This is a genomic window from Hominiventricola aquisgranensis (genome assembly GCF_040096225.1).
GTDB classification, from domain to species: domain Bacteria; phylum Bacillota; class Clostridia; order Lachnospirales; family Lachnospiraceae; genus Hominiventricola; species Hominiventricola aquisgranensis.
Genome location: NZ_JBBMFC010000003.1, coordinates 110,285 through 135,557, shown reverse-complemented (window position 1 = coordinate 135,557; position 25,273 = coordinate 110,285). Strand labels below are relative to the sequence as shown.

18 protein-coding genes and 1 tRNA gene are annotated in these 25,273 nt (G+C 45.4%); 4 read left to right on the top strand and 15 right to left on the bottom strand.

What is annotated here, in order from left to right; genetic code table 11:
* Nucleotides 1-122 precede the first annotated feature (122 nt).
* Both WMO62_RS02610 and WMO62_RS02605 read left to right on the top strand, forming a co-directional pair.
* On the top strand, nucleotides 123-1,655 hold the full coding sequence (locus WMO62_RS02610; protein WP_349143713.1) for a putative polysaccharide biosynthesis protein: 1,533 nt from the start codon (nucleotides 123-125) through the stop codon (nucleotides 1,653-1,655).
* 65 nt (nucleotides 1,656-1,720) lie between these two features.
* The gene (locus WMO62_RS02605) at nucleotides 1,721-2,749 is read left to right on the top strand and encodes a 3-deoxy-7-phosphoheptulonate synthase (RefSeq protein ID WP_349143712.1); all 1,029 of its coding nucleotides are present in this window, start codon (nucleotides 1,721-1,723) and stop codon (nucleotides 2,747-2,749) included.
* Between the two features lie 53 nt (nucleotides 2,750-2,802).
* On the opposite strand, the gene WMO62_RS02600 is transcribed toward WMO62_RS02605, so the two are convergent.
* From WMO62_RS02600 to WMO62_RS02560, 9 genes are all read right to left on the bottom strand, one after another.
* A complete protein-coding gene (locus tag WMO62_RS02600) occupies nucleotides 2,803-5,856 on the bottom strand; it encodes a gamma-glutamyl-gamma-aminobutyrate hydrolase family protein (RefSeq protein ID WP_349143711.1) in 3,054 nt (1,017 codons plus the stop codon).
* A gap of 5 nt (nucleotides 5,857-5,861) precedes the next feature.
* Nucleotides 5,862-6,740, bottom strand: coding sequence for a tyrosine-type recombinase/integrase (locus WMO62_RS02595; protein WP_117497248.1), 879 nt, complete (start codon nucleotides 6,738-6,740; stop codon nucleotides 5,862-5,864).
* Between the two features lie 107 nt (nucleotides 6,741-6,847).
* A complete protein-coding gene (locus WMO62_RS02590) occupies nucleotides 6,848-7,411 on the bottom strand; it encodes a hypothetical protein (protein WP_147357041.1) in 564 nt (187 codons plus the stop codon).
* 54 nt (nucleotides 7,412-7,465) lie between these two features.
* Entirely contained in the window at nucleotides 7,466-8,260 is a 795-nt protein-coding gene (gene proC, locus WMO62_RS02585; protein WP_118509903.1) for a pyrroline-5-carboxylate reductase, read from the bottom strand.
* Nucleotides 8,261-8,341: 81 nt separating this feature from the next.
* The gene (rny, locus tag WMO62_RS02580; protein ID WP_349143710.1) at nucleotides 8,342-9,886 is read right to left on the bottom strand and encodes a ribonuclease Y; all 1,545 of its coding nucleotides are present in this window, start codon (nucleotides 9,884-9,886) and stop codon (nucleotides 8,342-8,344) included.
* Nucleotides 9,887-10,000: 114 nt separating this feature from the next.
* Nucleotides 10,001-10,456, bottom strand: a complete 456-nt coding sequence (locus WMO62_RS02575; protein ID WP_349143709.1) for a regulatory protein RecX — start codon at nucleotides 10,454-10,456, stop codon at nucleotides 10,001-10,003.
* On the bottom strand, nucleotides 10,422-11,513 hold the full coding sequence (gene recA / locus WMO62_RS02570) for a recombinase RecA (RefSeq protein ID WP_349143708.1): 1,092 nt from the start codon (nucleotides 11,511-11,513) through the stop codon (nucleotides 10,422-10,424). Before recA ends, WMO62_RS02575 begins: the two co-directional genes overlap by 35 nt.
* Before the next feature lie 221 nt (nucleotides 11,514-11,734).
* Nucleotides 11,735-12,820, bottom strand: a complete 1,086-nt coding sequence (asd, locus tag WMO62_RS02565; protein WP_117497261.1) for an aspartate-semialdehyde dehydrogenase — start codon at nucleotides 12,818-12,820, stop codon at nucleotides 11,735-11,737.
* 225 nt (nucleotides 12,821-13,045) lie between these two features.
* Nucleotides 13,046-13,819: a formate/nitrite transporter family protein gene (locus tag WMO62_RS02560; protein WP_349143707.1), complete on the bottom strand. Its 774-nt coding sequence runs from the start codon at nucleotides 13,817-13,819 to the stop codon at nucleotides 13,046-13,048.
* Between the two features lie 226 nt (nucleotides 13,820-14,045).
* Here WMO62_RS02560 and WMO62_RS02555 point away from each other — a divergent pair.
* A tRNA-Thr gene (locus WMO62_RS02555) sits at nucleotides 14,046-14,118 on the top strand.
* Between the two features lie 125 nt (nucleotides 14,119-14,243).
* Here WMO62_RS02555 and glgA read toward each other — a convergent pair.
* Nucleotides 14,244-15,695: a glycogen synthase GlgA gene (glgA, locus tag WMO62_RS02550; RefSeq protein WP_147602228.1), complete on the bottom strand. Its 1,452-nt coding sequence runs from the start codon at nucleotides 15,693-15,695 to the stop codon at nucleotides 14,244-14,246.
* A gap of 196 nt (nucleotides 15,696-15,891) precedes the next feature.
* On the opposite strand from glgA, the gene WMO62_RS02545 reads away from it, so the two are divergent.
* Nucleotides 15,892-17,532: an ABC-F family ATP-binding cassette domain-containing protein gene (locus WMO62_RS02545; RefSeq protein ID WP_117497268.1), complete on the top strand. Its 1,641-nt coding sequence runs from the start codon at nucleotides 15,892-15,894 to the stop codon at nucleotides 17,530-17,532.
* A gap of 238 nt (nucleotides 17,533-17,770) precedes the next feature.
* Here WMO62_RS02545 and WMO62_RS02540 read toward each other — a convergent pair whose 3' ends face one another.
* From WMO62_RS02540 to guaB, 5 genes are all read right to left on the bottom strand, one after another.
* A complete protein-coding gene (locus WMO62_RS02540) occupies nucleotides 17,771-18,799 on the bottom strand; it encodes an asparaginase (RefSeq protein WP_349143706.1) in 1,029 nt (342 codons plus the stop codon).
* Between the two features lies 1 nt (nucleotide 18,800).
* Complete coding sequence (gene nrdD, locus WMO62_RS02535; RefSeq protein WP_118509913.1) at nucleotides 18,801-20,939, bottom strand: anaerobic ribonucleoside-triphosphate reductase; 2,139 nt, start codon at nucleotides 20,937-20,939, stop codon at nucleotides 18,801-18,803.
* 213 nt (nucleotides 20,940-21,152) lie between these two features.
* Nucleotides 21,153-21,572, bottom strand: coding sequence for a metal-sensing transcriptional repressor (locus tag WMO62_RS02530; RefSeq protein ID WP_117497274.1), 420 nt, complete (start codon nucleotides 21,570-21,572; stop codon nucleotides 21,153-21,155).
* Between the two features lie 135 nt (nucleotides 21,573-21,707).
* Nucleotides 21,708-23,450: a pyruvate kinase gene (gene pyk / locus WMO62_RS02525; RefSeq protein WP_349143705.1), complete on the bottom strand. Its 1,743-nt coding sequence runs from the start codon at nucleotides 23,448-23,450 to the stop codon at nucleotides 21,708-21,710.
* A 214-nt stretch (nucleotides 23,451-23,664) separates the two neighbouring features.
* The gene (gene guaB, locus WMO62_RS02520) at nucleotides 23,665-25,119 is read right to left on the bottom strand and encodes an IMP dehydrogenase (protein ID WP_117497474.1); all 1,455 of its coding nucleotides are present in this window, start codon (nucleotides 25,117-25,119) and stop codon (nucleotides 23,665-23,667) included.
* Nucleotides 25,120-25,273 lie beyond the last annotated feature (154 nt).

Sequence of the window (25,273 nt, the reverse complement as noted above, 5' to 3'; positions counted from 1 at the left end):
TTTCACCCCGTTTCAATTCCGAGCTTTTTACTCGGATTTCATGTAAAAGAATAACACTGGTAAGCAGTTCTGTCAAGCACTCTTCTCTAATATATTATAGGAAAAAAGAACAGCGAAATTCTATGCGATCATTTCCTCATTTCATCAAAGGCACGCTCCTGCTGACCTGTGCAGGTCTTCTGTGCCGTTTTTCCGGTTTCTTCTATAAGATATTCCTGGCACATGCCCTGGGTGCGGAAGGAATCGGCATCTATCAGCTTATTTTTCCTGTATTCGCCGTATGTCATGCATGCACCGCCTCCGGTATTGAATCTGCCATCTCCCGTTTCACCGCCGGAGCTGTAGAAAAAGAACGATCCTACGCTTTGAAAGCCGGACTGTTCCTGTCCTTGTCCGCCTCTGTGCTGGTCTGCGTCCTTCTCTGGAATCAGGCAGAATTCATAGCAGACAAACTGCTCTGCGAAAGCCGCTGTGTCACACCTTTACGTATTCTGGCTCCGGTCATCCCTCTAAGTGCGATCCACGGCTGTCTCCAGGGATATTATCTTGGACAGAAGAAAGCATCTCTCCCGGCCATCTCCCAGATTCTGGAGCAGGCAGCAAGAATCGGTTCTGTGATCTTGCTTTACCGCATTTTTATCCAGGAGAGCCGGGCAATTACCCCCTCACTGGCAGTATTGGGGCTTCTCTTCGGAGAGGCTGCTTCCGCCCTGTTCATGCTCCACTTTACCGTTTCCGAAAAGCGTTCTACTCTGCCACTATCTGCACTGCGTATTCAATGCCGGAAGATTCTTTCCATGGCGTTGCCTCTCACCGGCAGCCGTTTAAGTCTGACACTCCTTCAAAGTGCGGAGGCAGTGCTGATTCCTGTAAGCCTCCAGACATCCGGTCTGTCTGTATCAGAAGCTTTAAGTCTCTATGGCATCCTGACAGGCATGTCCCTGTCCTTCCTGATGTTTCCCAATGCAGTGACCTCTTCTCTGTCTGCCATGCTGCTCCCGACCATCTCAGAAGAGCAATCCCGCGGCAATGAACAACGAATTTCTCTTTCTATTGAATATACGATTCTTTTCGGACTCCTCATGGGAATATTCTGTATGGGAATTTTTTTATTTTTCGGAAACGAATTGGGAACTGTTGTCTTCCACGAACCATTAGCCGGAAGCTTTTTGTGTACATTGGCATGGATCTGCCCATTTCTGTATCTTACCGGAAATATCAACAGCATTCTCCACGGCCTTGGCAAGACCGGCATCACATTCATCAATCAGCTGGCGGCAGTGCTGGTGCGGATCCTGGCTCTTCTGCTCTTCGTACCCCGCTTCGGCATCGAAGGTGTTCTCTGGAGCATTCTGATCAGTCAGTTGCTGCTGTGCATGTCCGGGCTTCTGGCAGTCTCCCGGCACATTCACCCAACCATCGGGCTTGATGCCTATATTCTAAAGCCCGCTGCTGCCATGCTTTTATCAACCGGAGGTATTTATCTGTTGAAACCCTTGTCTCACTTTATGATTTTCCGTTCTTTATCAACGATCCTGATTCTGGCAGGAAATCTTTGTCTATGCGCGATCCTGTATATACTTCTGCTCCTTTCCTTCGGAATCTGGAAACTTTTCACTTCTGCCCGGAAGTTCTTTTATTTACAATCTCAGTGAAGTATACTATAATATTTTCGAATATCATTTCGCAAACATAGAAACTAGTAACAAAGGAGATTACCATGGGATTCACATTCAACAAAAAGCTGCCTATCCCCAAGGAGATCAAAGCCATGTATCCGCTTTCCCCGGAAAATGCAGCAAAAAAAGCACAGCGAGATAAAGAGATCCGCGACGTGATCACTGGCGCAGACGATCGATTTCTCGTAATCATCGGACCGTGTTCCGCAGATAATGAGCCTGCTGTCATGGATTACCTGCACCGTCTGGTTCCAATCCAGGAGCAGATTAAAGATAAATGCATCATCATTCCACGTATTTATACCAACAAGCCACGTACTACCGGTGAAGGATACAAGGGAATGGTTCATCAGCCGGATCCGGAAGCAGCACCAGATCTTCTGGAAGGTCTGATTGCAATTCGTAAGCTTCATATCAGAAATATTGAGGAGACCGGCCTTACCGCAGCGGATGAGATGCTTTACCCGGAGAACTGGTGGTATCTGGCAGATCTGCTCTCTTATGTGGCAGTTGGTGCCCGTTCCGTAGAAGACCAGCAGCATCGAATGACTGTCAGTGGCTTTGATGTCCCGGCCGGTATGAAGAATCCGACCAGCGGCGACATGACAGTTATGCTGAACTCCGTTGTCGCTGCTCAGCATGCTCACTCCTTTATCTATCGAGGCTGGGACGTGGACACCACCGGCAACCCGCTTGCTCACACGGTTCTTCGCGGTGCTGTCAATAAGCGTGGGCAGGTTCTTCCGAATTATCACTATGAAGATCTGCGTCTCTTATGCGAGCTGTATGCTCAGAAAAACCTCCAGAATCCAGCTTGTGTGGTAGATACCAACCATTCCAACTCCAACAAGCAGTATCTGGAACAGATCCGTATTGCCAAGGAAGTCCTTCACAGCCGCCGTTATAACAACGACATCCATAAGATGGTGAAAGGACTGATGATCGAGAGCTACATCGAAGATGGCAGCCAGAAGATCCATGATCACATCTATGGAAAATCCATCACCGACCCTTGTCTTGGATGGGAAAAAACAGAAAGACTTCTCTATGAGATCGCTGAGGAGTGCTAGCACAAAAATTATCCTGCGAAAACTGTTCTTATCGGCAGTTTCCGCAGGACTTTTTATTTTACATATTTCTGAATGAAATCCAGTATGATCTTTCTCGTCTCCTCATAAGCATTGGCTGTCTCAAATCTCCGCTCCGGGTGCCACTGCAGCGCCAGAATCTTCATTTCATCCGAACCATAGGCCTCAACCACATGGTTTTCCCTGTCAATAGCAAGAGGTTCAAAGCAAGAAGCCAGACCTTCCTCATAGATACAGTCAGAATGATAATTGTTGACCCAGATATTTCGCTGTTCCTTCACCAGCCACACCTGATGATCCACGCCTCTGGTCCGGTTCACCGGAAGTTTCGGATGATACCAAAGCTTTCCACCAAACATCACATTGATATACTGCATGCCGCGACAGGTAGCAATGATGGGAATCCCGTGAGCCACACAATAATGGATCACCTGCTCTTCCATCCGGTCACGGTTGGGTTGCAGCTCATCTTCATGAGGTCTGTCATACAACTGCGGCGGAAGAGAACCGCCTCCCACCACGATCAGAAGATCTCTCTTCTTATTAAAGATCATCTCCACATTTTTGGTAAAGTTGGAAATGGTCTTTGGAATAAATCCAAGTAATTCATAGAACCGTACATAGCCAGATTCCAGAATATCTACCGGATCTCCGTACTGATTGACCCCCTCTCTTTGAGTGATCAACGCACTTAAATTCCTATACTGAATTCCCTCCTCGATCTTTCCAGCCCGGCAGTCCAGTGTCAGATAGCTCAGAGAAGAAACATAATTATATATCTTCTCTCCGCAACCAATAGCAGCTGGTATTTCAAATTCCGCACATCGGATTGCCATATGGGAAGCCGCACCACCATAGCAGGTAATAAATCCTTTGATTCCTTTGGCAAATACCCACTCATAGCCAGGATCCGCCTTTGGAACTACCACGATCTTATCATGAATATCCACCCCCGGCTCTTCCTCCAGAAGCACCACTTCTCCTTCGATCCGTTTGGTCGTAATAAAATTAGGTCTCGCCTCGTAAACTTCCACCACATCAAGACTTTCACGGTTCAGGATTACCTCCGGCAACGAAAGCTCCCGATATTGCTGATACCGTTTATGTCTCCGTCTGATCTTCACCTCCAGCTGATCTCTCAGCTCTTCCATCGCCATATACTGAGGCAATCTGAAATCTTCAATCTCCAGCCAGGACAGATCATTTCTGGCGATCTCCATCTCATTTCCTGCACGTACCAGAAGTTCCAGAATGAGACTTAATGATTTTGTAAATTCAAATTTAAAATATTCCCGTTGTTCGATGGCGTAGCGGATAAAATGCAGCAACTGCTCGACACTTACCTGTAGTCCAGCTTCCTTCAAAGCCTCCGCCAGACGCCCCGGATTCAATGCATCTTCTCTAGCTTCCGCCTTGCCTTTACTCTTTGACGGTCCCGGTCGGAAATTCATCTGGTCATACCGCTCGGTACGGATATCATAGGTTCCCACTCGCAGATGGCCATATTTTTCATTAAATTCCGCACGGCTGATCTCATCCATGGAAAATGCCCGAAAATCTTTTTCAAATTCCGTGGATACAGTAGATATTGATTGCATAAATGCATCTGTATCCTCCTGTGAAAACCAGGTCTTTCCTTCATCGTCTGCTGGTCCGTTTTCTGTAAGACTCCGCAAAAATGCACGTGCCATAAATGCCATTCGTGCCTGTCTGGCAAACTGTGGTGTTCCATAATGCTGTAATCCTGCCCGTAGATTCTGAACTGCTCTGAGAATCTGATAAATATCTGCCTGTTGGTTTCTAAGAAGCCTCTCCTCTTTTTTTCGAAGTTCTTCCAGTTTCTGAAGACTTGTCATGTCTTCTGCCAGAATCTCATCAAACTGAAGGATTGCTGCCATTGTCACTTCTTTTAATTTTTCCGTTAGATCCTGACGGTCATCTTCCGTAAATCCATGCTCCAGCAGACATCTGGTTCGATTTTCTGTTCCAAAATCATAACTGGTAAACACGATTTCAAACTCGATCTTGTCATGAGCCGTCAGATTGTGTCTTAGAGCATCCTGATAATACCGCACCAGCCGGAGTGCCAGCTCCTCGTCCACCGCCTGCGGAATCAAAGAATAAAAAGCATATTCCAGACAGATATACGGCTTATTTCCCACCCGGTGCATCAGATCTTCCTCAAGCTTTCGGAATCCGATCCGCGCAATTCCCTGATTCCAGGCCCGATGGGTAATGATTGCCCGGTAAAGAGAATAATCAAGAGGTCTCGGATTACTTCCGATGATCTCAGAAGGATTCCAGAATGCCATATCTGACATCATCATAGGCTCTTTGGTAATCACATTTTTATGTCGTTCATACATACTTCCCGCATCTTCCAGAAGTTCAAAAAATGCGTGGTCATCATAACTTCCTGCCTGCTTATAGCTGGCCACCAGCGGCCGCATCTGAAACAGGATCACCTGGTAGTCCCTGTCAATGGCAAACTCAATATCAAGAGCCAGTCCATCCATAATATGCTCCAGCTCCCGCACTGCCAAAAGCAATTCTTTCCATGGTGAAGGCAGCCCCTCCGCCTTAATATTCCGGACGATCTTCATCATCCTTCCGGCAGAGCCGCTGGTCACACTATCTGTAGACCCGGTCTCATCATAATTGATCAGATAATATGGTTTGTTACTTTGGATATCGCGGGTGAAGACCACACCCCCGAGCATGACATTTCTGGCCTGACACTGAATCAGCACTTGTTCTTCTTCCAGATTGTGAATATCCCGCCGATAAGACGCAATGACTGCATCCACCGCATCAATGATCTCCTGCTCACTGGAAGAATCCACATCCAGAATACTTTTATAATGTCCCGCATTAGAACGCTGGAAAGAATCTTCTGCGGTAGAAGAGCTTCTTACCACAATCCGCCTTCCCCTGAACTGATCCATGATCTCATGGCAGACGCCGATCTTATCTCTGTGGTAGTCTCCCACCTGCAAAATATACATTTCCTCAATCACAGACTCATGGATCAGACTTCTTAAGGCAAACAATGTGTCTGCCTTTGTGGAAATCAATTTTCTGTGTTCCATACTTCTCACCCTCTTGGATGTACTTTGCTGTATTCATTCTTTACTTCTGGCTGAAATCCTGCATAGATCTGTGCCGCCGTAAGATCTGAATACCCCAACAATTCCTGTATCATATGCATTCTTGCTCCGCCTGCAGCCATGTGCGCTGCACAGGAATGACGGAACATCCGTGGTGTAATATCTTTTTCGATACCAGCTCTCGCCGCATAACCTTTTAATACTTTCCAGAATCCCTGGCGGCTCATGGGTGCACCAGAGCAGTTCAGAAACAGAGTCTCTGTATCTTTCTTCAGAAATGCATCTCTTCCCCGTTCCAGATAGACCAGCAAAGCTTTTCCCGCTTTTTCGCCAAATGGAATCATACGTTCCCGACCTTCATCCCTGCACAGAATCCATCCAAAACGCAGATTCACATCCTCCATCCGAAGGCTGATCAGTTCACTGACTCTCATACCTGTGGCATACAAAAGCTCCAGCATAGCCTTATCCCTGCATCCTTTTGGCGTATCCTCGGTGGTCTGAGCAAGCAGATGCTCCATTTCCTGAATGGTCAGTATTCCTGGCTGCTTCTTCTCCACCTTTGGCGGTTTTAACGTAAATGCAGGATCTTCCTCGATCATATGCTCCCGAAACAGATACTCAAAGAACCCTTTCATCGAGGCAATATATCTGGAAATGGTAGCTGCTGCCATTCCATCCTTTTCCAGAAGCAGCACATAGGAATTCAGATGCGTGGTCCGCACCGCAGATACAGAATCCATTCCCTGTCCATGCAGATACGCAATCATCTTGGTCAAATCACTGTGATAGGACATGACCGTATTATGTGATGCCTTTCTTATATTTTCCAAATATGCGACAAAATATCGCAGTTCTTCTTCCATAACAACTCCTCGACCTCTGAAAACTGCATTGATATCTCCCTTCAGATCAGATATCAATATTAGATTCAGTATAGCCAAGTATGTTGTGAATTTCAATCTTTTTTTCACTATATTTTACGTAAAATCTGCCTGACAAGTCCCGGATTCAAGGCCGCCTCACATGCAACTCCAAAGAATAGAAAAAACAATCCCAAAGCCGCCAGAAAAACATATTTTTTTCGGTTCGATCCTCCACAGGAGGTCCACAGAATCACCCACCCAAAGGCCGGTATATAGAAAAGGATCTGCGGAAACAGTCCGGCTACACAGATCATCAGCCCCTTTCCACCCAGCTGGATCACTGAGATTCCCGCCATGGTTCCCCAGAGCATTCCTGTCAGAAATATCAGTCCAGTCAGTATAGCCGGTGCCAGCGGAAGAAATCCCGCGCACACAACTGCCAGATACTGACTTATCCGATAACCACCTATGTACAAGAACAATTTTTCTATATTAACAGACAGGGAAGCATATTGATTCAGAAAATATTCACTGAATAATCCTGTATCTGCTGTCGTTGCTTTTGTCTGTGCGATCAGAACACCTGCAATGATCCCTGCAAAGAAGATCATCGGCCCTGGTTTCCACCTGATGCCGCTATTCGTATACTGCCTCCATATCCTCCCTAACACAAAAACACCTCCCCATCCATCTTATGGACGGGGAGGTGTCTGTATGACTCTATCTCAGATTTTTGTACATCTGTTGTACACTGCTTCCGATGCTTTGAGCACTGCATTGCGAAGGCCATATTCTTCCAGTGCTGCCACCCCTTCAATGGTCGTTCCCGCCGGAGAGCATACCTGGTCTTTTAAGACTGCGGGATGTTCTCCAGTCTCCAACACCATGGCAGCCGCACCTTTCACTGCCTGTGCCGCAAATACATAAGCTTGCTTTCTTGGCATACCATATCTGACCGCACTGTCTGCCAATGCTTCAATGAACTGATAGACAAATGCCGGAGAGCTTCCACTGGCGCAGACTACCGCATCCATCAACCGTTCTTCGATAAATTCGGTCTTTCCGCAGGCATCGAAGAGCTTCTTTATCTCATCCATCTCCTCGCCTGACAATTCGCCCTGCTTCACACTGACACCTGTCATTCCCTCTCCGATCATAGCCGGTGTATTTGGCATGACACGGACGATTCTCTTATCATTGCCAAGGTTCTGCTTTAACTGGTCAATAGTCTTGCCAGGTGCCAGCGAGATCAATACATGCTCCGGTGTCACCATATAACGGATCTCTTTTAAAACCTCCTCATAGAACTGCGGTTTTACTGCCAGCACCAGATACTTACAACGATTTGCACATTCTGCATTGTTGTCTGTATATTCCACCCCTGTCTCTGCATGAACTTTTGTCTTTGTTTCAGAAGTCTTTGCGCAGAAGATCATCTCTTCTGCGGGATACTCTTTTAAGGCTCCTTTCAGGATCGCATGTCCCATATTGCCCATTCCAATAAATCCAATCTTCGCCATACTATGTACCTGCCTTCTTTCTTTGTAAACAGAAAAGGATGCCGTATGTTACGACATCCTCTTTGTTATCTTTTATCTTAGTTATTTCGCGTAATCCGTTACCCTGCTTTCGCGGATCACGTTTACTTTGATCTGACCAGGATACTCCAGCTCTGCTTCAATCTGCTTGGAAATATCACGCGCAAGCAATACCATTGATGCATCGTCTACCTGATCCGGAACTACCATTACACGAACCTCTCTGCCTGCCTGAATAGCAAAAGACTTATCTACTCCCTTAAAGGAGTTTGCAATATCTTCCAGTTGTTTTAATCTGTTGGTATAAGTCTCCAGTGTCTCTCTTCTTGCACCCGGTCTTGCTGCAGAAATTGTATCTGCTGCCTGAACGATACATGCAATCAGAGATGTCGGCTCCACATCACCATGATGTGCTTCTACCGCATTGATAACAATCTGAGATTCCTTATACTTCTTACATAAATCTACGCCGATCTGAATATGGGATCCTTCCATCTCATGGTCGATGGATTTACCGATATCATGTAAAAGTCCGGCTCTCTTAGCCAGACGAACATCAACACCGATCTCGCCTGCCAGAAGTCCTGACAAATGTGCAACCTCAATAGAATGCTTCAAAGCATTCTGACCATAGCTGCTACGGAATTTCATACGTCCAAGCAGACGTACCAGTTCCGGATGAATACCATGTACACCAACCTCGAGAGTTGCTGCTTCTCCCTCTTCACGAATCATTGTCTCGACTTCTTTCTGAGCTTTCTCAACCATCTCTTCGATTCTGGCCGGATGGATACGTCCATCAACGATCAGCTTCTCAAGAGCGATTCTGGCTACTTCCCGGCGAATCGGGTCAAAGCCTGAGAGAATAACTGCTTCCGGTGTATCATCAATGATCAGATCCACACCGGTCATCGTCTCCAGAGTACGGATATTACGTCCCTCTCGTCCAATGATTCTTCCTTTCATTTCGTCATTCGGAAGCTGTACAACAGAAATTGTTGTCTCTGCCACATGGTCTGCTGCACATTTCTGAATGGCAGTTACCACATAGTCCTTTGCTTTTCTGTTTGCTTCCTCTTTCGCCCTGGCCTCCATTTCTTTGACCAGCTTGGCTGTTTCATGTTTTACATCGTCTTCAACTGTTTTTAAAAGATATTCTTTTGCTTGTTCGGAGGTAAGGCCTGAGATTCTTTCCAGTTCCTGCACACGTCTGACAGACAGCTCTTCTACTTCAGCACGTTTTTTTGCCAATTGCTCTTCCCGTGCTGCAAAGCCTGCTTCCTTACGCTCAATTGCCTCAGTCTTCTTGTCAAGAGTTTCCTCTTTTGCCAGAACACGACGCTCATAGCGCTGGAGCTCTGCCCTGCGTTCTTTGGTTTCTTTTTCTAATTCATTTCTGGTTCTCATAGACTCTTCTTTTGCTTCCAGCATCGCTTCACGTTTTTTCGTTTCAGCGGTCTTCAGCGCTTCGTCTACGATCTCTCTCGCTCTGTCCTCTGCATTGCCAAGCTTGGTCTCCACAACCTTTTTCCGATAACCGATTGCACAAGGCCAGGTGATAGCTGCTGCAACAACAACTGCGACCAGAACTGCTATAGCCGTAACCATATACAGGAGCACCTCCTTATTCAATTTTCATTGTACATACACAACACTTAAAGTTTAATCTGTTTTTACAATTATGTCAAGTGTTGTCTGTCCGCTTTTGTATATTTTGTGCAATCAGTCAGTTTCTTTCATGACAGATATGATATCACTCATGCAAAATCCTTTTCTGGCAAGAGATGCTATCACACTCCGCTTCTGACGGTCATCTGCCTCTGCATTCCGATAATGCTTTTTTTCCAGATGCTTTCGGATCAGCTCACACTGATCCACCGGTTCCAGTTCTTCGTACACCTGCTGGATCAGTTCTGGGGATACTCCTTTACGGAACTGCAGTTCCTGTTCCAGCTGTCTTCTGCTCTTGCTCTGGCACCGGCACTCTATGTAGTTACGCACATAACGTTCATCATTGATATAACCAAAACTTTTTACATAGGCAATGGCCTTCTCCACCATTTCAGAGTCAAATTCCGCCTGCAAAAGCTTTTCTCTGAGCTGTGCCTCTGTCCGGTCCATCCGTTCCAGAAGCCGTAAAGCTTTAAGCTTCGCCTGTCTCAGCTGTTCTTCCGGCATCAGCTCCTGCGGACTTCGCTTTATCTTCTTCCGGCACCGGTAATCCATAATATGCTCTTACTTTCCTCTCAATTTCATCACAGATCTGATGATTCTCCTTCAGATACTGTTTTGCGTTCTCACGGCCCTGACCGATCTTAGCATCATTATAGGCATACCATGCACCGCTCTTGTTCACAATGCCACAGTTAGCAGCCAGATCCAGAATGTCTCCAATCGTGGAGATTCCCTGCCCGAACATGATATCAAATTCAGCCTCTTTAAATGGAGGTGCGATCTTATTCTTTACAACTTTTACTTTCGTATGGTTACCGATCACTTCTCCGCCCTGCTTGAGAGCTTCCGTACGACGTACATCCAGACGTACAGATGCATAGAATTTCAATGCACGTCCACCAGTTGTGGTCTCCGGATTTCCGAACATCACACCGATCTTCTCACGAAGCTGATTGATAAAGATCACGATACAGTTAGTCTTGCTGACAACAGATGTGAGCTTTCTCAGTGCCTGAGACATAAGTCTCGCCTGCAGTCCCACATGAGAATCACCCATATCGCCTTCGATCTCTGCCTTTGGAACCAGCGCTGCCACAGAGTCCACGATCACAATATCCACTGCTCCAGAACGCACCATGGTCTCAGTGATCTCCAGTGCCTGTTCCCCATTGTCCGGCTGGGAAATGTAGAGATTATCAATATCCACACCAATATTTCTTGCATAGACCGGATCAAGCGCATGCTCTGCATCAATAAATCCCGCAATGCCTCCACGCTTTTGTACCTCAGCTACCATATGAAGAGCAACCGTGGTCTTACCACTGGATTCCGGTCCATAGATCTCAACAATTCTTCCCTTCGGAACACCTCCTGCTCCCAGTGCAATATCAAGGCTTAAAGAACCAGTCGGAACGGTCTCCACCTGCATATGGGAAGTATCTCCCAGCTTCATCACAGAACCTTTCCCATACTGCTTCTCGATCTGGCTTAAAGCCGCATCCAGCGCTTTCAGACGGTCATCCTTTTTTACATCATCCTTTTTATTATCTTCCTTTGCCATGAATAATCTCCTTCAAATGATCTGTTTCACGATACGAACTTTTGTTCGATTTCCATGCATTCATCCTATCCTATTTCCAGACGATTGTCAAGTAAAAGTTCCCTGGATCACCATGGTTATTCTGTTGAAATTACAAAGACCCCGGGATACTTTCTCCCGGGGTCTGCTGCCTTTTGTGTATTTGCGATGTGTTTGTGCAGTATCAGCTTTATATCTGATGCTTATTTCTTAGCGATATATCCTTTTGCTTTCAAAGTCTCTGCGCAGAGCACAGCTCCTCCTGCTGCACCACGGACGGTATTATGGGAAAGTCCTACAAATTTCCAGTCATAGATACTGTCTTCACGGATACGTCCTACAGAAATGCCCATTCCGTTCTCATAGTTTACATCCAGCTGTACCTGCGGACGATTATCTTCTTCCATATAGCGGATGAACTGCTTTGGTGCACTTGGAAGTCCTGCTTCCTGCGGGAATCCTTTGAAGTTCACCAGGCGATCGATAAGCTGTTCCTTGGTCGGTTTCTTGCGGAATTTTACAAATACAGCTGCGGTATGTCCATTCAGAACCGGAACACGGATACACTGACAGGTGATCTTCGGTTCTTCTGCTTTTACGATCACACCATCCTCAATGTGTCCCCAGATACGAAGCGGTTCCTGCTCGGATTTTTCTTCCTCACCACCGATATACGGGATAATATTTCCAACCATTTCCGGCCAGTCTTTGAAAGTCTTTCCTGCTCCGGAGATTGCCTGGTAAGTAGTAGCTACGACCTCATACGGTTCGAACTCTTTCCATGCAGTCAGGACCGGTGCATAACTCTGGATAGAGCAGTTCGGTTTTACTGCGATAAATCCTCTGGTGGTTCCCAGACGTTTTTTCTGATGTTCGATGACTTCGAAGTGCTCTGGATTGATCTCCGGCACTACCATCGGCACATCCGGGGTCCAGCGATGTGCACTGTTATTGGAAACAACCGGTGTCTCAGTCTTTGCATAAGCCTCCTCGATTGCTTTGATCTCATCCTTGGACATATCCACTGCACTGAATACAAAATCAACGCTTGCAGCTACTTTTTCTACTTCATTGACATTCATAACAATGATCTTCTTTACCGCTTCCGGCATCGGAGTATCCATCTTCCAGCGTCCTCCGACAGCTTCCTCATAAGTCTTTCCTGCGGAACGTGCACTGGCTGCAATGGTCACTACCTCAAACCACGGGTGATTCTCAAGCAATGAAATAAATCTCTGTCCTACCATACCGGTACCGCCAAGGATACCTACTCTTAACTTCTCGCTCATCTCTTTCATTCTCCTCTGTTTTATGCCCGCTGCACATGTCCGTATGTAGCGTACATTTGTATGTCCTCTGAAATATTACAGGATTTTTGATAAAAATGCAATACCTTTTTCAAAAACATATGAAATATATTTTAACATATCTATATACATACAACAACCGGGGCACCGACAAAATTGCCGATGCCCCGGATTTATATGGGATCCAAATATAAGGTAGCTGTCCTTTTATTTCTTTTGGATCAGATAATACGGCAGCGCAACAAAGATGCTGCCACCAATAATATTTCCAAGTGTTACCCACAGAAGATTGTGAAAATATCCTGCAACGGTAAGTCCTGCCACACCATTAGGACTCATCAGTCCGATTGCCATCACACTCATGTTTGCAATACTATGCTCGAATCCGCACACCATGAAAATAAAGATACACCAGAAGATCATGATCAGTTTTCCAGATTCTGTCTTCATCTTCGTACAGCACCATACTGCCAGGCAGACCATCAGGTTGCACATGATACCTTTCACAAACAGCTGGCCGGCTGCTCCACCCATCTTGGTTGCCGCTGTATTTGCAAAAAATTCACCGACAGTCCCAGTCGGAACACCTGCTGCCACGAACATGACTGCCCCTAAAAGTGCTCCCACCAGATTACCAAGATAGCAGACTACCCATACTTTCACAGTATTTGCCCAAGACACCTGCCCCATAAAGGAACCGGCTGCCATCACAAAGTTATTTCCAGTAAAGAGTTCTGCTCCTGCCATGACCACCAGACTCAGTGCCGAGGCAAATGCGAAAGCCATGATCGGCTTTGTGATCGTACAACCTGCCGCAGTCAGATGTGCCCCAAGAGTAAATGTCACAAATCCTCCCAGTGCAATAAACATGCCTGCCACTATGGATGATACAAAATATCCCAGTGGACTCTTCTCCAGTAATCCAAGTTTTCCTTTTGCCGCGTTGCATACGCTCTGATACTCGTCTTTGAACATCTTCATCTCTCCATTCTGCTCTTGTTACCCTTTATCATTCTGCCAGATACTCAGAATCTTTATGGATCGCCCCCATATTAACGACCCGGGTCAAAGATTGTTATTATAATAACATACTTTTTCTCATGTGTGATTGTACACATTGTAGGAAAGGTTTTCCTAGAGTTTTTCGAAAAAAGACTTTACAATCTTCTATTTATCCGATATAATATTATTTGTTGTTATGCAACAAGCTTCCGTGGCTCAGTAGGTAGAGCGACGCACTCGTAATGCGTAGGTCACCGGTTCGAATCCGGTCGGGAGCTTCACGTAAAAACCTTGATTTTTCAAGGTTTTTTTATTTTACGCCAGAAAGAAAACCGCCCGAAAACGGGCGGTTTTTCCTGTTTTGTCGACCGGTTGTCGACCATTCTTGCATTTATTCCAGTATCTACCAGCCAATCAGCCAGGAATAGATTCCTTCATATTTGTATCTGGAAGCATCCCAGGAGAAGTCCTTCTGCATGCCGCGGGCCACCATCTCGTCCCACTCTTTTCTATGGACAAAGTAGGTATATTTCGCATAGTTGATAACTTCCATCATATCCCACGGATTGTAGTTGGTGAAAGAGAATCCATCTCCACGACCTTCATACTCATTGTAGGGTTCAACTGTATCTTTCAGTCCGCCAGTCTCTCTGACAATTGGCACGGTGCCATAGCGGAAAGAAATCAACTGTGTCAGTCCACATGGTTCAAATGCAGACGGCATCAGGAATGCATCTGCTGCTGCATACAGCTTATGAGACATCTCATCCGCATAATAGATATTAGCAGATACTTTGTTCGGATATTTCCATGCATAGTGACGGAACATATTCTCATAACGCTCATCGCCGGTTCCGATTACAACAAACTGTGTATTATCATCCACGATCTGTTCCATCACTTCTGCGATCAGATCCAGACCTTTCTGATCCGTCAGACGGGAGATGAGACCGATCAACATCTTATTCTCATCTACTGTAAGACCCAGAGCTTCCTGAAGTGCCCTTTTATTAGCTGCTTTTCCTTTATGAACATCCTTAATACTGTAATTGGTGTCGATCTTTCCATCTGTCTCCGGATTCCAGATATCGTAATCGATACCATTGACGATTCCTCTCAGATCCATGTGTCTTGCAGAAAGAAGTCCATCCAGTCCTTCGCCATATTGCGGTGTCTGAATCTCCTGTGCATAAGTTTCGCTGACAGTCGTAATATAATCTGCATATACCAGACCGCCCTTCAACATGTTGGCATCTCTCTTATACTCCAGCTTGTCCGGGGTAAATACATAATCCGGAAGTCCTGTCAGTCCCTGCATCGTCTCAATATCCCAGATTCCCTGGAATCTCAGGTTATGAATCGTCATAACAGATTTGATACCGCGATAAAATTCGCCTGCTGCGAACTCCGTCTTCAGATATACCGGAATCAGCCCTGTCTGCCAGTCATGGCAGTGGATCAGATCCGGGCGGAAGCCTACGATTGGCAGGATAGAGAGCACTGCCTTGTCAAAGAAAGCAAACTTCTCAATATCGGTACGGAAATCTCCATACGGTTTAGATCCCCCGAAATAGACCAGATTGTCAATAAAATAATAGGTGACGCCCTCATACTCATAGGTCATGACACCTACATGTGCACCCGGATTATAAGAACCGGTTCCCATATAAAAATGCGTGATATACTTGAAATTATTTCGGAAATGATCTGGAATACAAGTATAGTTCGGAAGCACTACCCGGACATCCCACTCATCTTTATTGAATCCCTTCGGAAGAGCTCCGCATACGTCCGCCAGTCCTCCTGTTTTCACGAACGGTACACACTCCGATGTTGCAAACAATATTTTTCTCATAAATGAGTCCCCCTGTCGCCATAAAGAGATATTTGATAGGAATATCATATCATAAATCAGATTATTTCTAAAGCACATTTTTCGGAAAGATATGTTTTTATACTTACTTGCGATTTTCCTTGAAAAATCAACACTTTTATGTATAATAAGAATGGTGCGTTTTAATGTAAAAATTCTGATAAACTGAGGTGTTACAATGATTAGTGCAAATAACGTTACTCTTCGGATCGGCAAAAAAGCTCTTTTCGAAGATGTAAACATCAAATTTACTGAAGGAAACTGCTACGGTCTGATCGGTGCCAATGGTGCCGGCAAGTCTACCTTCCTGAAGATTCTCTCCGGAGAACTGGAGTCTACCAGCGGTGACGTGGTGATCACTCCGGGACAGCGTCTTTCCTTCCTGAAACAGGATCATTTCCAGTATGATGAGTATACCGTTATGGATACCGTTATCATGGGAAATGCAAGACTCTATGAGATCATGAAAGAAAAAGATGCCATCTATGCCAAAGAGGACTTCTCTGATGAGGACGGAATCCGCGCCAGTGAGCTGGAAGCTGAGTTTGCAGATATGGACGGATGGGAAGCCGAGTCTGATGCCGCTACCCTGTTAAATGGTCTGGGAATCGAGACTGATCTTCATTACAGCATGATGAAAGATCTGATCGGTGCACAGAAGGTCAAAGTGCTTCTTGCCCAGGCATTGTTCGGAAACCCGGATATTCTGCTTCTGGACGAGCCGACCAACCACCTGGATCTGGATGCCATCGCATGGCTGGAAGAATTTCTGATCAACTTTGAAAATACTGTCATCGTTGTATCCCATGACCGTTATTTCCTGAACAAGGTATGTACCCATACTGCTGATATCGACTATGGCAAGATCCAGCTCTATGCCGGAAACTACGATTTCTGGTATGAGTCCAGTCAGCTGCTGATCCGTCAGATGAAAGAAGCGAACAAGAAAAAGGAAGAGAAGATCAAAGAGCTGCAGGAATTCATCTCCCGTTTCTCTGCAAATGCTTCCAAATCCAAGCAGGCAACTTCCAGAAAGAAAGCTCTGGAAAAAATTCAGCTGGATGAGATTCGTCCGTCCAGTCGTAAATATCCGTACATTGACTTCCGGCCGAATCGCGAGATCGGTAACGAGGTTCTGTCCGTAGAGGGACTGACCAAAACCATCGATGGTGTAAAGGTTCTGGACAATGTATCCTTTATCCTTGGCCATGACGACAAGGTTGCATTTGTAGGTAGCAATGAATTTGCGAAGACTACGCTGTTCCGTATCCTTGCAGGTGAGCTGGAACCGGATGAAGGAACTTACAAATGGGGTGTTACTACTTCTCAGTCCTATTTTCCGAAGGACAATACCAAGGAATTCGATAATGATGATACCATCGTTGACTGGCTGACTCAGTATTCCGAGATCAAGGATGCGACTTATGTCCGCGGATTCCTGGGACGTATGCTGTTCGCCGGCGAGGACGGTGTAAAGAAAGTCCGCGTTCTGTCCGGTGGTGAGAAAGTCCGCTGCATGCTCAGCAAGCTGATGATCTCCGGTGCAAATGTACTTCTTCTGGATGAGCCAACTGACCATCTGGATATGGAATCTATCACAGCACTGAACAATGGCCTGATCAAATTCCCAGGTGTACTGCTGTTCTCCTCACGTGACCACCAGATCGTACAGACAACTGCCAACAGAATCATCGAGATCTTGCCAAATGGTTCCATTATTGATAAGATCACGACTTATGATGAGTATCTGGAAAGCGATGAGATGGCGAGAAAGAGAACTGTCTACAGCAACAGTCGTGAAGATGAAGATGATAACTAAATAAAATGTTTGGCCGAAATCCTCGAGGGTCCACACAGACCGACAGGCAGGAACGCTCGTATGGAGTGTATCGGACACCAAGCAAAAGGAATCCCCCACAATCGTACATGCAAGCATGTTCGCCTGTGGGGGATTCTTTTTGCCTAATGTCCGCTCCAATCCATAGCAGCGCTGTTCCTTGTCTGCCGGTCTGTGTGAACCGGGAGGTTTTCGGCTACTCGGGAATGGATGCAAACTTTTATTCTATAAAATTTTTCAGCGGCACGCTTCGATCCACCGGACTCATGTCACCACGAAGAAAGGCTTCGATATCCTTCTTATCGGTCCAGCGCCCAAGAGCGATCATAGTCCGCACAACCAGAGCTTCTGTGGTCAGATCCCCTGCTGGGATCACACCAAGTTTCAGAGCTCGAACTCCTACTTCATACTGACTCAAATCACAACCGTCAAAGATGCTCTGTGTGGTAGCTGCCACAACCATCCCTTTGTGGATCATTTTTTCAATAGCAGGAAGAAGATTCCGGCGATAATTGGTGATTCCTCCACATCCGTAAGCTTCCAGAACCACACCATGATATCCCAGATCCACCACCGTCTCCAATAGCACCGGATCAAACCCCGGTATTAACTTGAATACTGCCACTTTAGAGTCCAATCGCACATCAACAGCTGATTCTACTGTTGCAGCTGCGACAGTTTTTTCTTTTGCAGTTTCCTGCATCATCAATTTCCCATCTGCAATTTTTCCTGCATAAGGACAGTTCACACTGACAAAGGCATCGAATCCCATCGTTCGGATTTTAGTTGCCCATAATCCATGAATCACTCTGCCATCGAAAGTAAGATAAACTCCCGCCGGTGCTCCGCAGGCCGTCAGGAATGCATCATAAATATTATGCGCCGCATCACTGTCCTCTTCTCCCGCTGGAAGCTGAGATCCCGTCAGAACCACAGGCACTTTAGGATGGATCAACATCGTATCCAGTGCCGCTGCACTGTAGGCACAAGTATCCGTTCCATGAGTAATCACAATTCCATCATGGTTCTTCATTCCTTCAAATGCTGCTTTTGCCATCACAGCCCACTCTTCTGGCTGCATATTAGTGCTATCGAGATTCAGAAGATCGACACAGTCGATTTCACACAGACTCTGAAGTTCCGGAATCAGATCCAGCATCTGCTGTCCGGTCGTCTTCGGTTCCAGACCGTCTTCTCCTTCCTGAGAAGCGATGGTTCCACCTGTCGTTATCATTAGAATCCGTTTCATATTACATAGACACCCGTTCTGCGATCTCTGCCATCTTCGCTTTATTCAGCCTGGTATCTCCCTTTACTCTGGAATAGGACAGATAGCCGTTCATACGGTCGATCTTGGTCAGATTTTTGCTGCCACATTTAGGGCATACATCCATATCCAGTTCCTGATATCCACAATCATCGCAGTATGCCAGTGACAGATTCACGCCTTCGTAAAATCCTTTTTTCATAGCACGACGTACCAGAGTGCGGACAGCCTCTTTGTTATATCCTACCGGATAACGCACATACTGAATCTTTCCACCGTTACACAGTTCCCAGAAGCGGCCTTCCTTATCCTGCTTTTCAATTGGAGTCATTTCCTCAGTCACATGACAGTGAAAGCTGTTGCTCACATACGGTCTGTCAGATACATTTTCCACGATTCCATATTTCTTGCGGAACTGCTCGATCTGAAGTCCACACAGGCTCTCTGCCGGAGTACCATAGATGGCATAGAGGATACCATCCTCTTCTTTATATTCGTTAATCTTTTTATTGATGTATCGCATTACTTCCAGTGCGAACTCGCCGTCTTCCCTGATAGATTTTCCATTATAAAGCTCCTGCAGCTCATTAAGGGCCGTGATTCCAAAGGAAGCTGTCATAGGTTTCAACAGTGGTTTGATCTTATCCTGCGGCTTCAGATGTCCTCCATAGAAACCACCTTCACAGTAAGCCAGCGGATTGGTAGACGCTCTCATCTCGCCCAAATAGTCAAAGGTACGGATATGAAGGTTACGGATCATCTCCAGATAGTAATCCAGCACCTCATAGAAGTCCCGGTTCTCTGCTCTGGACTGTGCCAGAATCATAGGAAGATGCAGACTTACAGCTCCGATATTAAAACGACCTACAAATACCGGCTTGTCATTCTCATCTGCCGGTCTCATGCCTCCTCGCTCATACCAGGGACTCAGGAACGCACGGCATCCCATGGGGCTGATGACTCTCTTGTATTTTTTATACATTTCAGAGATATATCCTTCTCCGCTCATGGACAGCCAATCTGGATACATGGTTTTGGAAGAACACTCGATCCCTGCTTCAAATACATCCTCGCAGACACCGCCTTTTCCATGAATCTCTTCGTCATAAAGAAATACAATCTTCGGAAACAGTACCGGCTTTTTGTTCCCCGGTTTACCCTGTCCGCCCTGATGCACATGCAGCAGAGAAATATTGCACATCTTTGCAAACCGTTCCTGTCCAAGTCCAAGGGTTACTGTCACAAACGGATAATCTCCACGGGAAGATCCTACCGTATTTAACTTATACTCAATTCCCTGCCATCCCTGATCAAAATCTCTGCGGACTTTGTTCATGGCATAGGTCTCTGCCTTCTCTTCCACTCCCTGCCATTCAGGATCCATATAAGATAAAAATTCGGTTTTGTATTTTTTGTAGCTCTTCTCTGCATAAGGCGCCAGCACCTTATCCACTTCCGGCACTGTAAATCCACCGTACTGCTGGGCTGCAGTACTTAAGATAATGTCTCCCATAACGTCAAATGCTGTATCCAATGTCTTCGGCTCGTTGTACCACACGTTACCCATCTCAAAGCCACCGTTCAGAACACTGGCAATATCAAACAGACAGCAGTTCATGGTATCCAGACGTGCTGACTGATCATGAATGTAGATATATCCATCCCTGCAGGCCTGCAGCTCATTGCGATTCATAAAGAACTTGCGGTACAATTCCTTGTTCAGTTCATTAAAGATCAGGCTTCGTTTGGTGGCTACCAGAGCACTGTCTGTATTAGCGTTGCTCTTATCACCAATGTAACGGATAGACTGGCTCTTAGTATAGACGTCATCCATCATGTGTACAAAATCTTTTTTATAGTTCCGATAGTCACGATAGCTCTTTGCCACCGCCGGATTCACATGATCCAGCGCTCCCTCCACAATATTATGCATATCCTGGATATCGATATTTTCTTTTCCCAGGGACTCTGCACGCTCCTGCGCGAAGTTACAGATAAATCGAATCTCATCCTCCGAGAATTTGTACAAAATTCTTGCAGCCGACTTATTGACTGCATTAATGATCTTTTCTACATTAAATATCTCTCTTGTTCCGTCCTTTTTGACTACGTACAATTTCATTCACCCCTACTATATCTTGTGTTTTATATTTAATTTTATTCCAAATATTGATTAAAAGTATATACCAACCACATTTAATATGCAAGACATAATGACGCTGAAAACTTACCAAGAAATTTTTCTGAAATTCTACTATATTTCACAAACTTCAAAAAAACAGGTTTATCCACTTGACAAATGGGTAAACCTGCTATTCATAATTTTCATCTTTTGTTACTTCATGAAGCGATCAATGGCCTCTGCCAGTTCTTTCACTGATTCCATATCTCCGCACTCTACTGCATCTACCAGACAGTGTTCAATATGTTCCTTAAGAATCACTTTTCCAGTATTATTGATAGCCGACTTTACAGCTGACAGCTGTATCAGCACCTCACTGCAGTCTCTTCCTTCTTCCACCATGCGACGGATAGATTCCAGATGTCCAATCGCTCTGGAAAGACGATTCAGCACTGCTTTTGTATTCGTATGAGTATGCGTGTGTCCATGTCCATGGTTGTGGCAGCACTCATCATGGTCATGATCATGGGTATGCCCCTCATCATGACTGTGCACATGCTCATGATCATGATGTACGTGCTCATAAATCGTTCCATCAGGAGCCACATGCACATGTCTTCCCTCTTCTGACATATCATTCCTCCGACTGAAGTCCTAGACTCCAGTTTCTCTTTCTGTATTTTCCAAAAATCTCTGTTTTACCAGCAAAAATTCTTCCAGGTTCATCCATACCTGTTCGCCCTCCGGCTTTTTGGTTTCCGACTGCAATTATCTTCCGTTATATACGATTCCCTGTTCTGCATCCATAGTCACAAATGTTCCAGACTTGAGGATTCTGGTCGCATTTCTTGCAGATGTGATGACCGGGATCTCCAAAGTCATTCCCACAACTGCTGCATGAGAATAGCGATCACCAGTCTCTGTGATGATACCGGCTGCATCCTTCAGCTTGTGAACCATCTCATTGGTAGTCTGCTCCACAACTACAATATCTCCTGCACGGAATTTTTTCTCCAGATCTTCATCATTGCTGCATACGCAGACATTCCCGGAGGCTTTCAGCTTATTGGCACCTTTTCCAGTCACCAGTGCATTACCTGCGATCTGCACCTTCATCATATTAGTAGTTCCGGACAATCCAACCGGCACACCTGCTGCAATAACAACCAGTTCTCCTCTGGCGATCAAGCCTTTCTGCTCTGCCAGTTCCACCGCATGATCAAACAGCTCATCTGCAGTATTTGCTTCTTTCATCACGACCGGAGTCACACCCCAAAGCAGATTTAACTGACGATATACGCGCTCATCTGTGGTACAGCCAATGATCGGACATACCGGCAGATATTTTGCGATTCTGGACACGGTACGGCCAGATTTGGATACTGCCACGATAGCTGCTGCTTTCAGATCGGCTGCTGTCGTACAAGTTGCATGAGAGATAGCGCTGGTCACATCTGGTGCTTCAGCCAGCTTTCTCGGCTTAAATTCCCTGCTATAATCAATATCCTGTTCTGTACGTTCCGCAATCTTCGCCATAGTCTGTACTGCTTCTATCGGATAAGCACCTGCTGCAGTCTCTCCGGACAGCATGATCGCACTGGTTCCCTGATAGATCGCATTGGCAACATCCGAGGTCTCCGCTCTCGTCGGTCTTGGATTCTTCATCATGGAATCCAGCATCTGTGTAGCTGTGATCACCGGTTTTCCCATATGCATTGCCTTGCGGATCAATTCTTTCTGGATTACCGGAACTTCCTCCAGCGGAATCTCTACACCCATATCACCTCTGGCGATCATAATTCCATCTGCCACTCTGAGAATATCCTCACAATTTTTTACACCCTGCTTATTTTCCAATTTGGCGATAATATGAATCTTCTCGCCACCATGCGCCTGCAGAATCTTGCGGATCTCCATAATATCCTCTGCAGTTCTGGTGAAAGATGCTGCAATAAAATCATAATCCTGCTCTACAGCAAATACAATGTCAGCAAGATCTTTCGGACTGACAAATGGCATATTCAGTTCTACACCTGGAACATTTACTCCTTTATGATTTGAAATAAATCCTCCATTTTTCACACGGCAAACAATATCTGATTCATCAATGCGCACTACTTCCATGCCGATCAGTCCATCGTCGATCAGAATAGAATCTCCCGGTTCCACGTCTTTGTACAATTCTTTATATGTGATCGTGACTTTCTTCTCGGTTCCCAGTATCTCTTCAGTAGTCAGCGTGAACTCCTGGTCCGGCTTTAATTCCAGTTTTCCTCCTTCTACATCACCGATCCGGATCTCCGGACCCTTTGTATCAAGAAGTGCTGCCACTGGCAGATTCAGCTCTTCCCGGAGTTTCTTTATCATATCCAGTCTTGCTTTCTGCTCCTCGTGAGTTCCATGAGAGAAATTCATTCTGGCTACATTCATGCCATTTTTCATCAGATTTCTTAATACATCCTCTTTATCTGTAGATGGTCCTAATGTACATACGATTTTGGTTCTTCTCATTCTTTATATCCTTTCCTGCGTATAGTATTCTTTGGTTATGACAGACCTATTCATCAGGTTTTATTTTTTTACAGTATCCACTTATCGTCAGACAGACAAAGGCTGTCTGCCCATGTTTCTAATTTACCATCTGTTCTTCCCTTTTGCAACTAAAAAGGAAGTTAAGATCATGAAAAGAATTTATGAGCTGACAGCCTTTTGTCTATCAATCAGTTTATTCGTTTACACTATAGTTCGGTGCTTCTTTTGTAATATGAATGTCATGGGGATGACTTTCTTTAAGAGAAGCTGCAGAAATCTTCACAAATCTGCCTGTAGTCTTCAGTGTCTCAATGTCTTTAGCTCCGCACAGACCCATACCGGAACGAAGTCCTCCAAGAAGCTGGAAAATGGTGTCTTCCACATAACCCTTGTAAGCTACGCGGCCTTCCACCCCTTCCGGTACCAGCTTTTTGGCATCACTCTGGAAATAACGGTCTTTGGAACCATTCTCCATAGCAGAGATGGATCCCATTCCACGGTATACTTTATATTTTCTTCCCTGATACAGTTCGAAAGATCCCGGACTCTCATCACAACCAGCAAAGATACTTCCCATCATGCAGACATTCGCACCTGCTGCGATTGCCTTGGTAATATCTCCTGAATATTTAATACCGCCATCTGCAATGACCGGAATACCATATTCTTTTGCCACTTCGTAACAATCCATTACCGCACTGACCTGTGGAACACCTACACCAGATACCACTCGGGTAGTACAGATAGATCCAGGTCCGATACCAACTTTTACAGCATCCGCTCCTGCTTCGATCAGCGCTCTGGTACCTTCTCCAGTAGCCACATTACCTGCAATAACCGGAACATCTGGATATGCTTCCTTCAGCATACGCAGGCAACGGATCACATTTGCAGAATGACCATGAGAGGAATCCAAAACCAGTACATCTACATGCGCATCCACCAGTGCTTTTGCTCTCTCCAGTACGTTGGCAGTAATACCAATACCGGCACCACACAGAAGACGTCCCTGTGCATCCTTTGCTGCCAGCGGGTATTTAATCTGTTTTTCAATATCTTTAATCGTAATAAGACCCTTCAGATTGAAATCTTTATCAACAATCGGAAGTTTCTCCTTGCGAGCCTTGCCAAGAATCACTTTTGCTTCTTCCAGTGTAATACCTTCCTGTGCAGTTACCAGATTCTCAGAAGTCATGGACTCTTTGATCTTTTTCGTGAAATCTGTCTCAAACTTCAGATCACGGTTAGTGATGATACCTACCAGCTTCTTTCCTTCCGTGATCGGTACACCGGAGATCCTGTATTTTGCCATAAGTTCATTGGCATCTGCCAGTGTATGCTCCGGTGACAGAGAAAACGGATCTGTGATAACACCGTTCTCAGAACGTTTTACCATATCCACTTCTTCTGCCTGCTGTTCGATTGACATATTTTTATGAATAATACCGATACCACCCTGTCTTGCCATAGCGATTGCCATTCTGTGTTCGGTAACCGTGTCCATTCCTGCACTCATCATAGGAATATTCAGCTTGACAGTCTTTGTCAGCCATGTCTCCAGGTTGACCTGATTCGGGATCACCTCTGAATAGGAGGGAACCAGCAGTACATCATCAAACGTAATGCTTTCACCGATAATTTTGCCCATTTCTTTTCCTCTCTTTCCTCTGATCTGTTGTTTTTTTATTTATTATTTTCTCTTATATATAAACAACTATTTAGTAGAAAAAATAATGTTTAAATTGATATTGAATCTAGTCTATCAGAAGCATGCCTCTCTGTCAATGCCCTTTTCAAAAAAA

What these genes read in the sequence shown, in the direction of transcription:
- WMO62_RS02610 (WP_349143713.1), top strand. Translation starts at nt 123, where the DNA reads ATGCGATCATTTCCTCATTTCATCAAAGGCACGCTCCTGCTGACCTGT.
- WMO62_RS02605 (WP_349143712.1), top strand. Translation starts at nt 1,721, where the DNA reads ATGGGATTCACATTCAACAAAAAGCTGCCTATCCCCAAGGAGATCAAA.
- WMO62_RS02600 (WP_349143711.1), bottom strand. Translation starts at nt 5,856, where the DNA reads ATGGAACACAGAAAATTGATTTCCACAAAGGCAGACACATTGTTTGCC.
- WMO62_RS02595 (WP_117497248.1), bottom strand. Translation starts at nt 6,740, where the DNA reads ATGGAAGAAGAACTGCGATATTTTGTCGCATATTTGGAAAATATAAGA.
- proC (WP_118509903.1), bottom strand. Translation starts at nt 8,260, where the DNA reads ATGGCGAAGATTGGATTTATTGGAATGGGCAATATGGGACATGCGATC.
- rny (WP_349143710.1), bottom strand. Translation starts at nt 9,886, where the DNA reads ATGGTTACGGCTATAGCAGTTCTGGTCGCAGTTGTTGTTGCAGCAGCT.
- WMO62_RS02575 (WP_349143709.1), bottom strand. Translation starts at nt 10,456, where the DNA reads ATGCCGGAAGAACAGCTGAGACAGGCGAAGCTTAAAGCTTTACGGCTT.
- recA (WP_349143708.1), bottom strand. Translation starts at nt 11,513, where the DNA reads ATGGCAAAGGAAGATAATAAAAAGGATGATGTAAAAAAGGATGACCGT.
- asd (WP_117497261.1), bottom strand. Translation starts at nt 12,820, where the DNA reads ATGAGCGAGAAGTTAAGAGTAGGTATCCTTGGCGGTACCGGTATGGTA.
- WMO62_RS02560 (WP_349143707.1), bottom strand. Translation starts at nt 13,819, where the DNA reads ATGAAGATGTTCAAAGACGAGTATCAGAGCGTATGCAACGCGGCAAAA.
- glgA (WP_147602228.1), bottom strand. Translation starts at nt 15,695, where the DNA reads ATGAGAAAAATATTGTTTGCAACATCGGAGTGTGTACCGTTCGTGAAA.
- WMO62_RS02545 (WP_117497268.1), top strand. Translation starts at nt 15,892, where the DNA reads ATGATTAGTGCAAATAACGTTACTCTTCGGATCGGCAAAAAAGCTCTT.
- WMO62_RS02540 (WP_349143706.1), bottom strand. Translation starts at nt 18,799, where the DNA reads ATGAAACGGATTCTAATGATAACGACAGGTGGAACCATCGCTTCTCAG.
- nrdD (WP_118509913.1), bottom strand. Translation starts at nt 20,939, where the DNA reads ATGAAATTGTACGTAGTCAAAAAGGACGGAACAAGAGAGATATTTAAT.
- WMO62_RS02530 (WP_117497274.1), bottom strand. Translation starts at nt 21,572, where the DNA reads ATGTCAGAAGAGGGAAGACATGTGCATGTGGCTCCTGATGGAACGATT.
- pyk (WP_349143705.1), bottom strand. Translation starts at nt 23,450, where the DNA reads ATGAGAAGAACCAAAATCGTATGTACATTAGGACCATCTACAGATAAA.
- guaB (WP_117497474.1), bottom strand. Translation starts at nt 25,119, where the DNA reads ATGGGCAAAATTATCGGTGAAAGCATTACGTTTGATGATGTACTGCTG.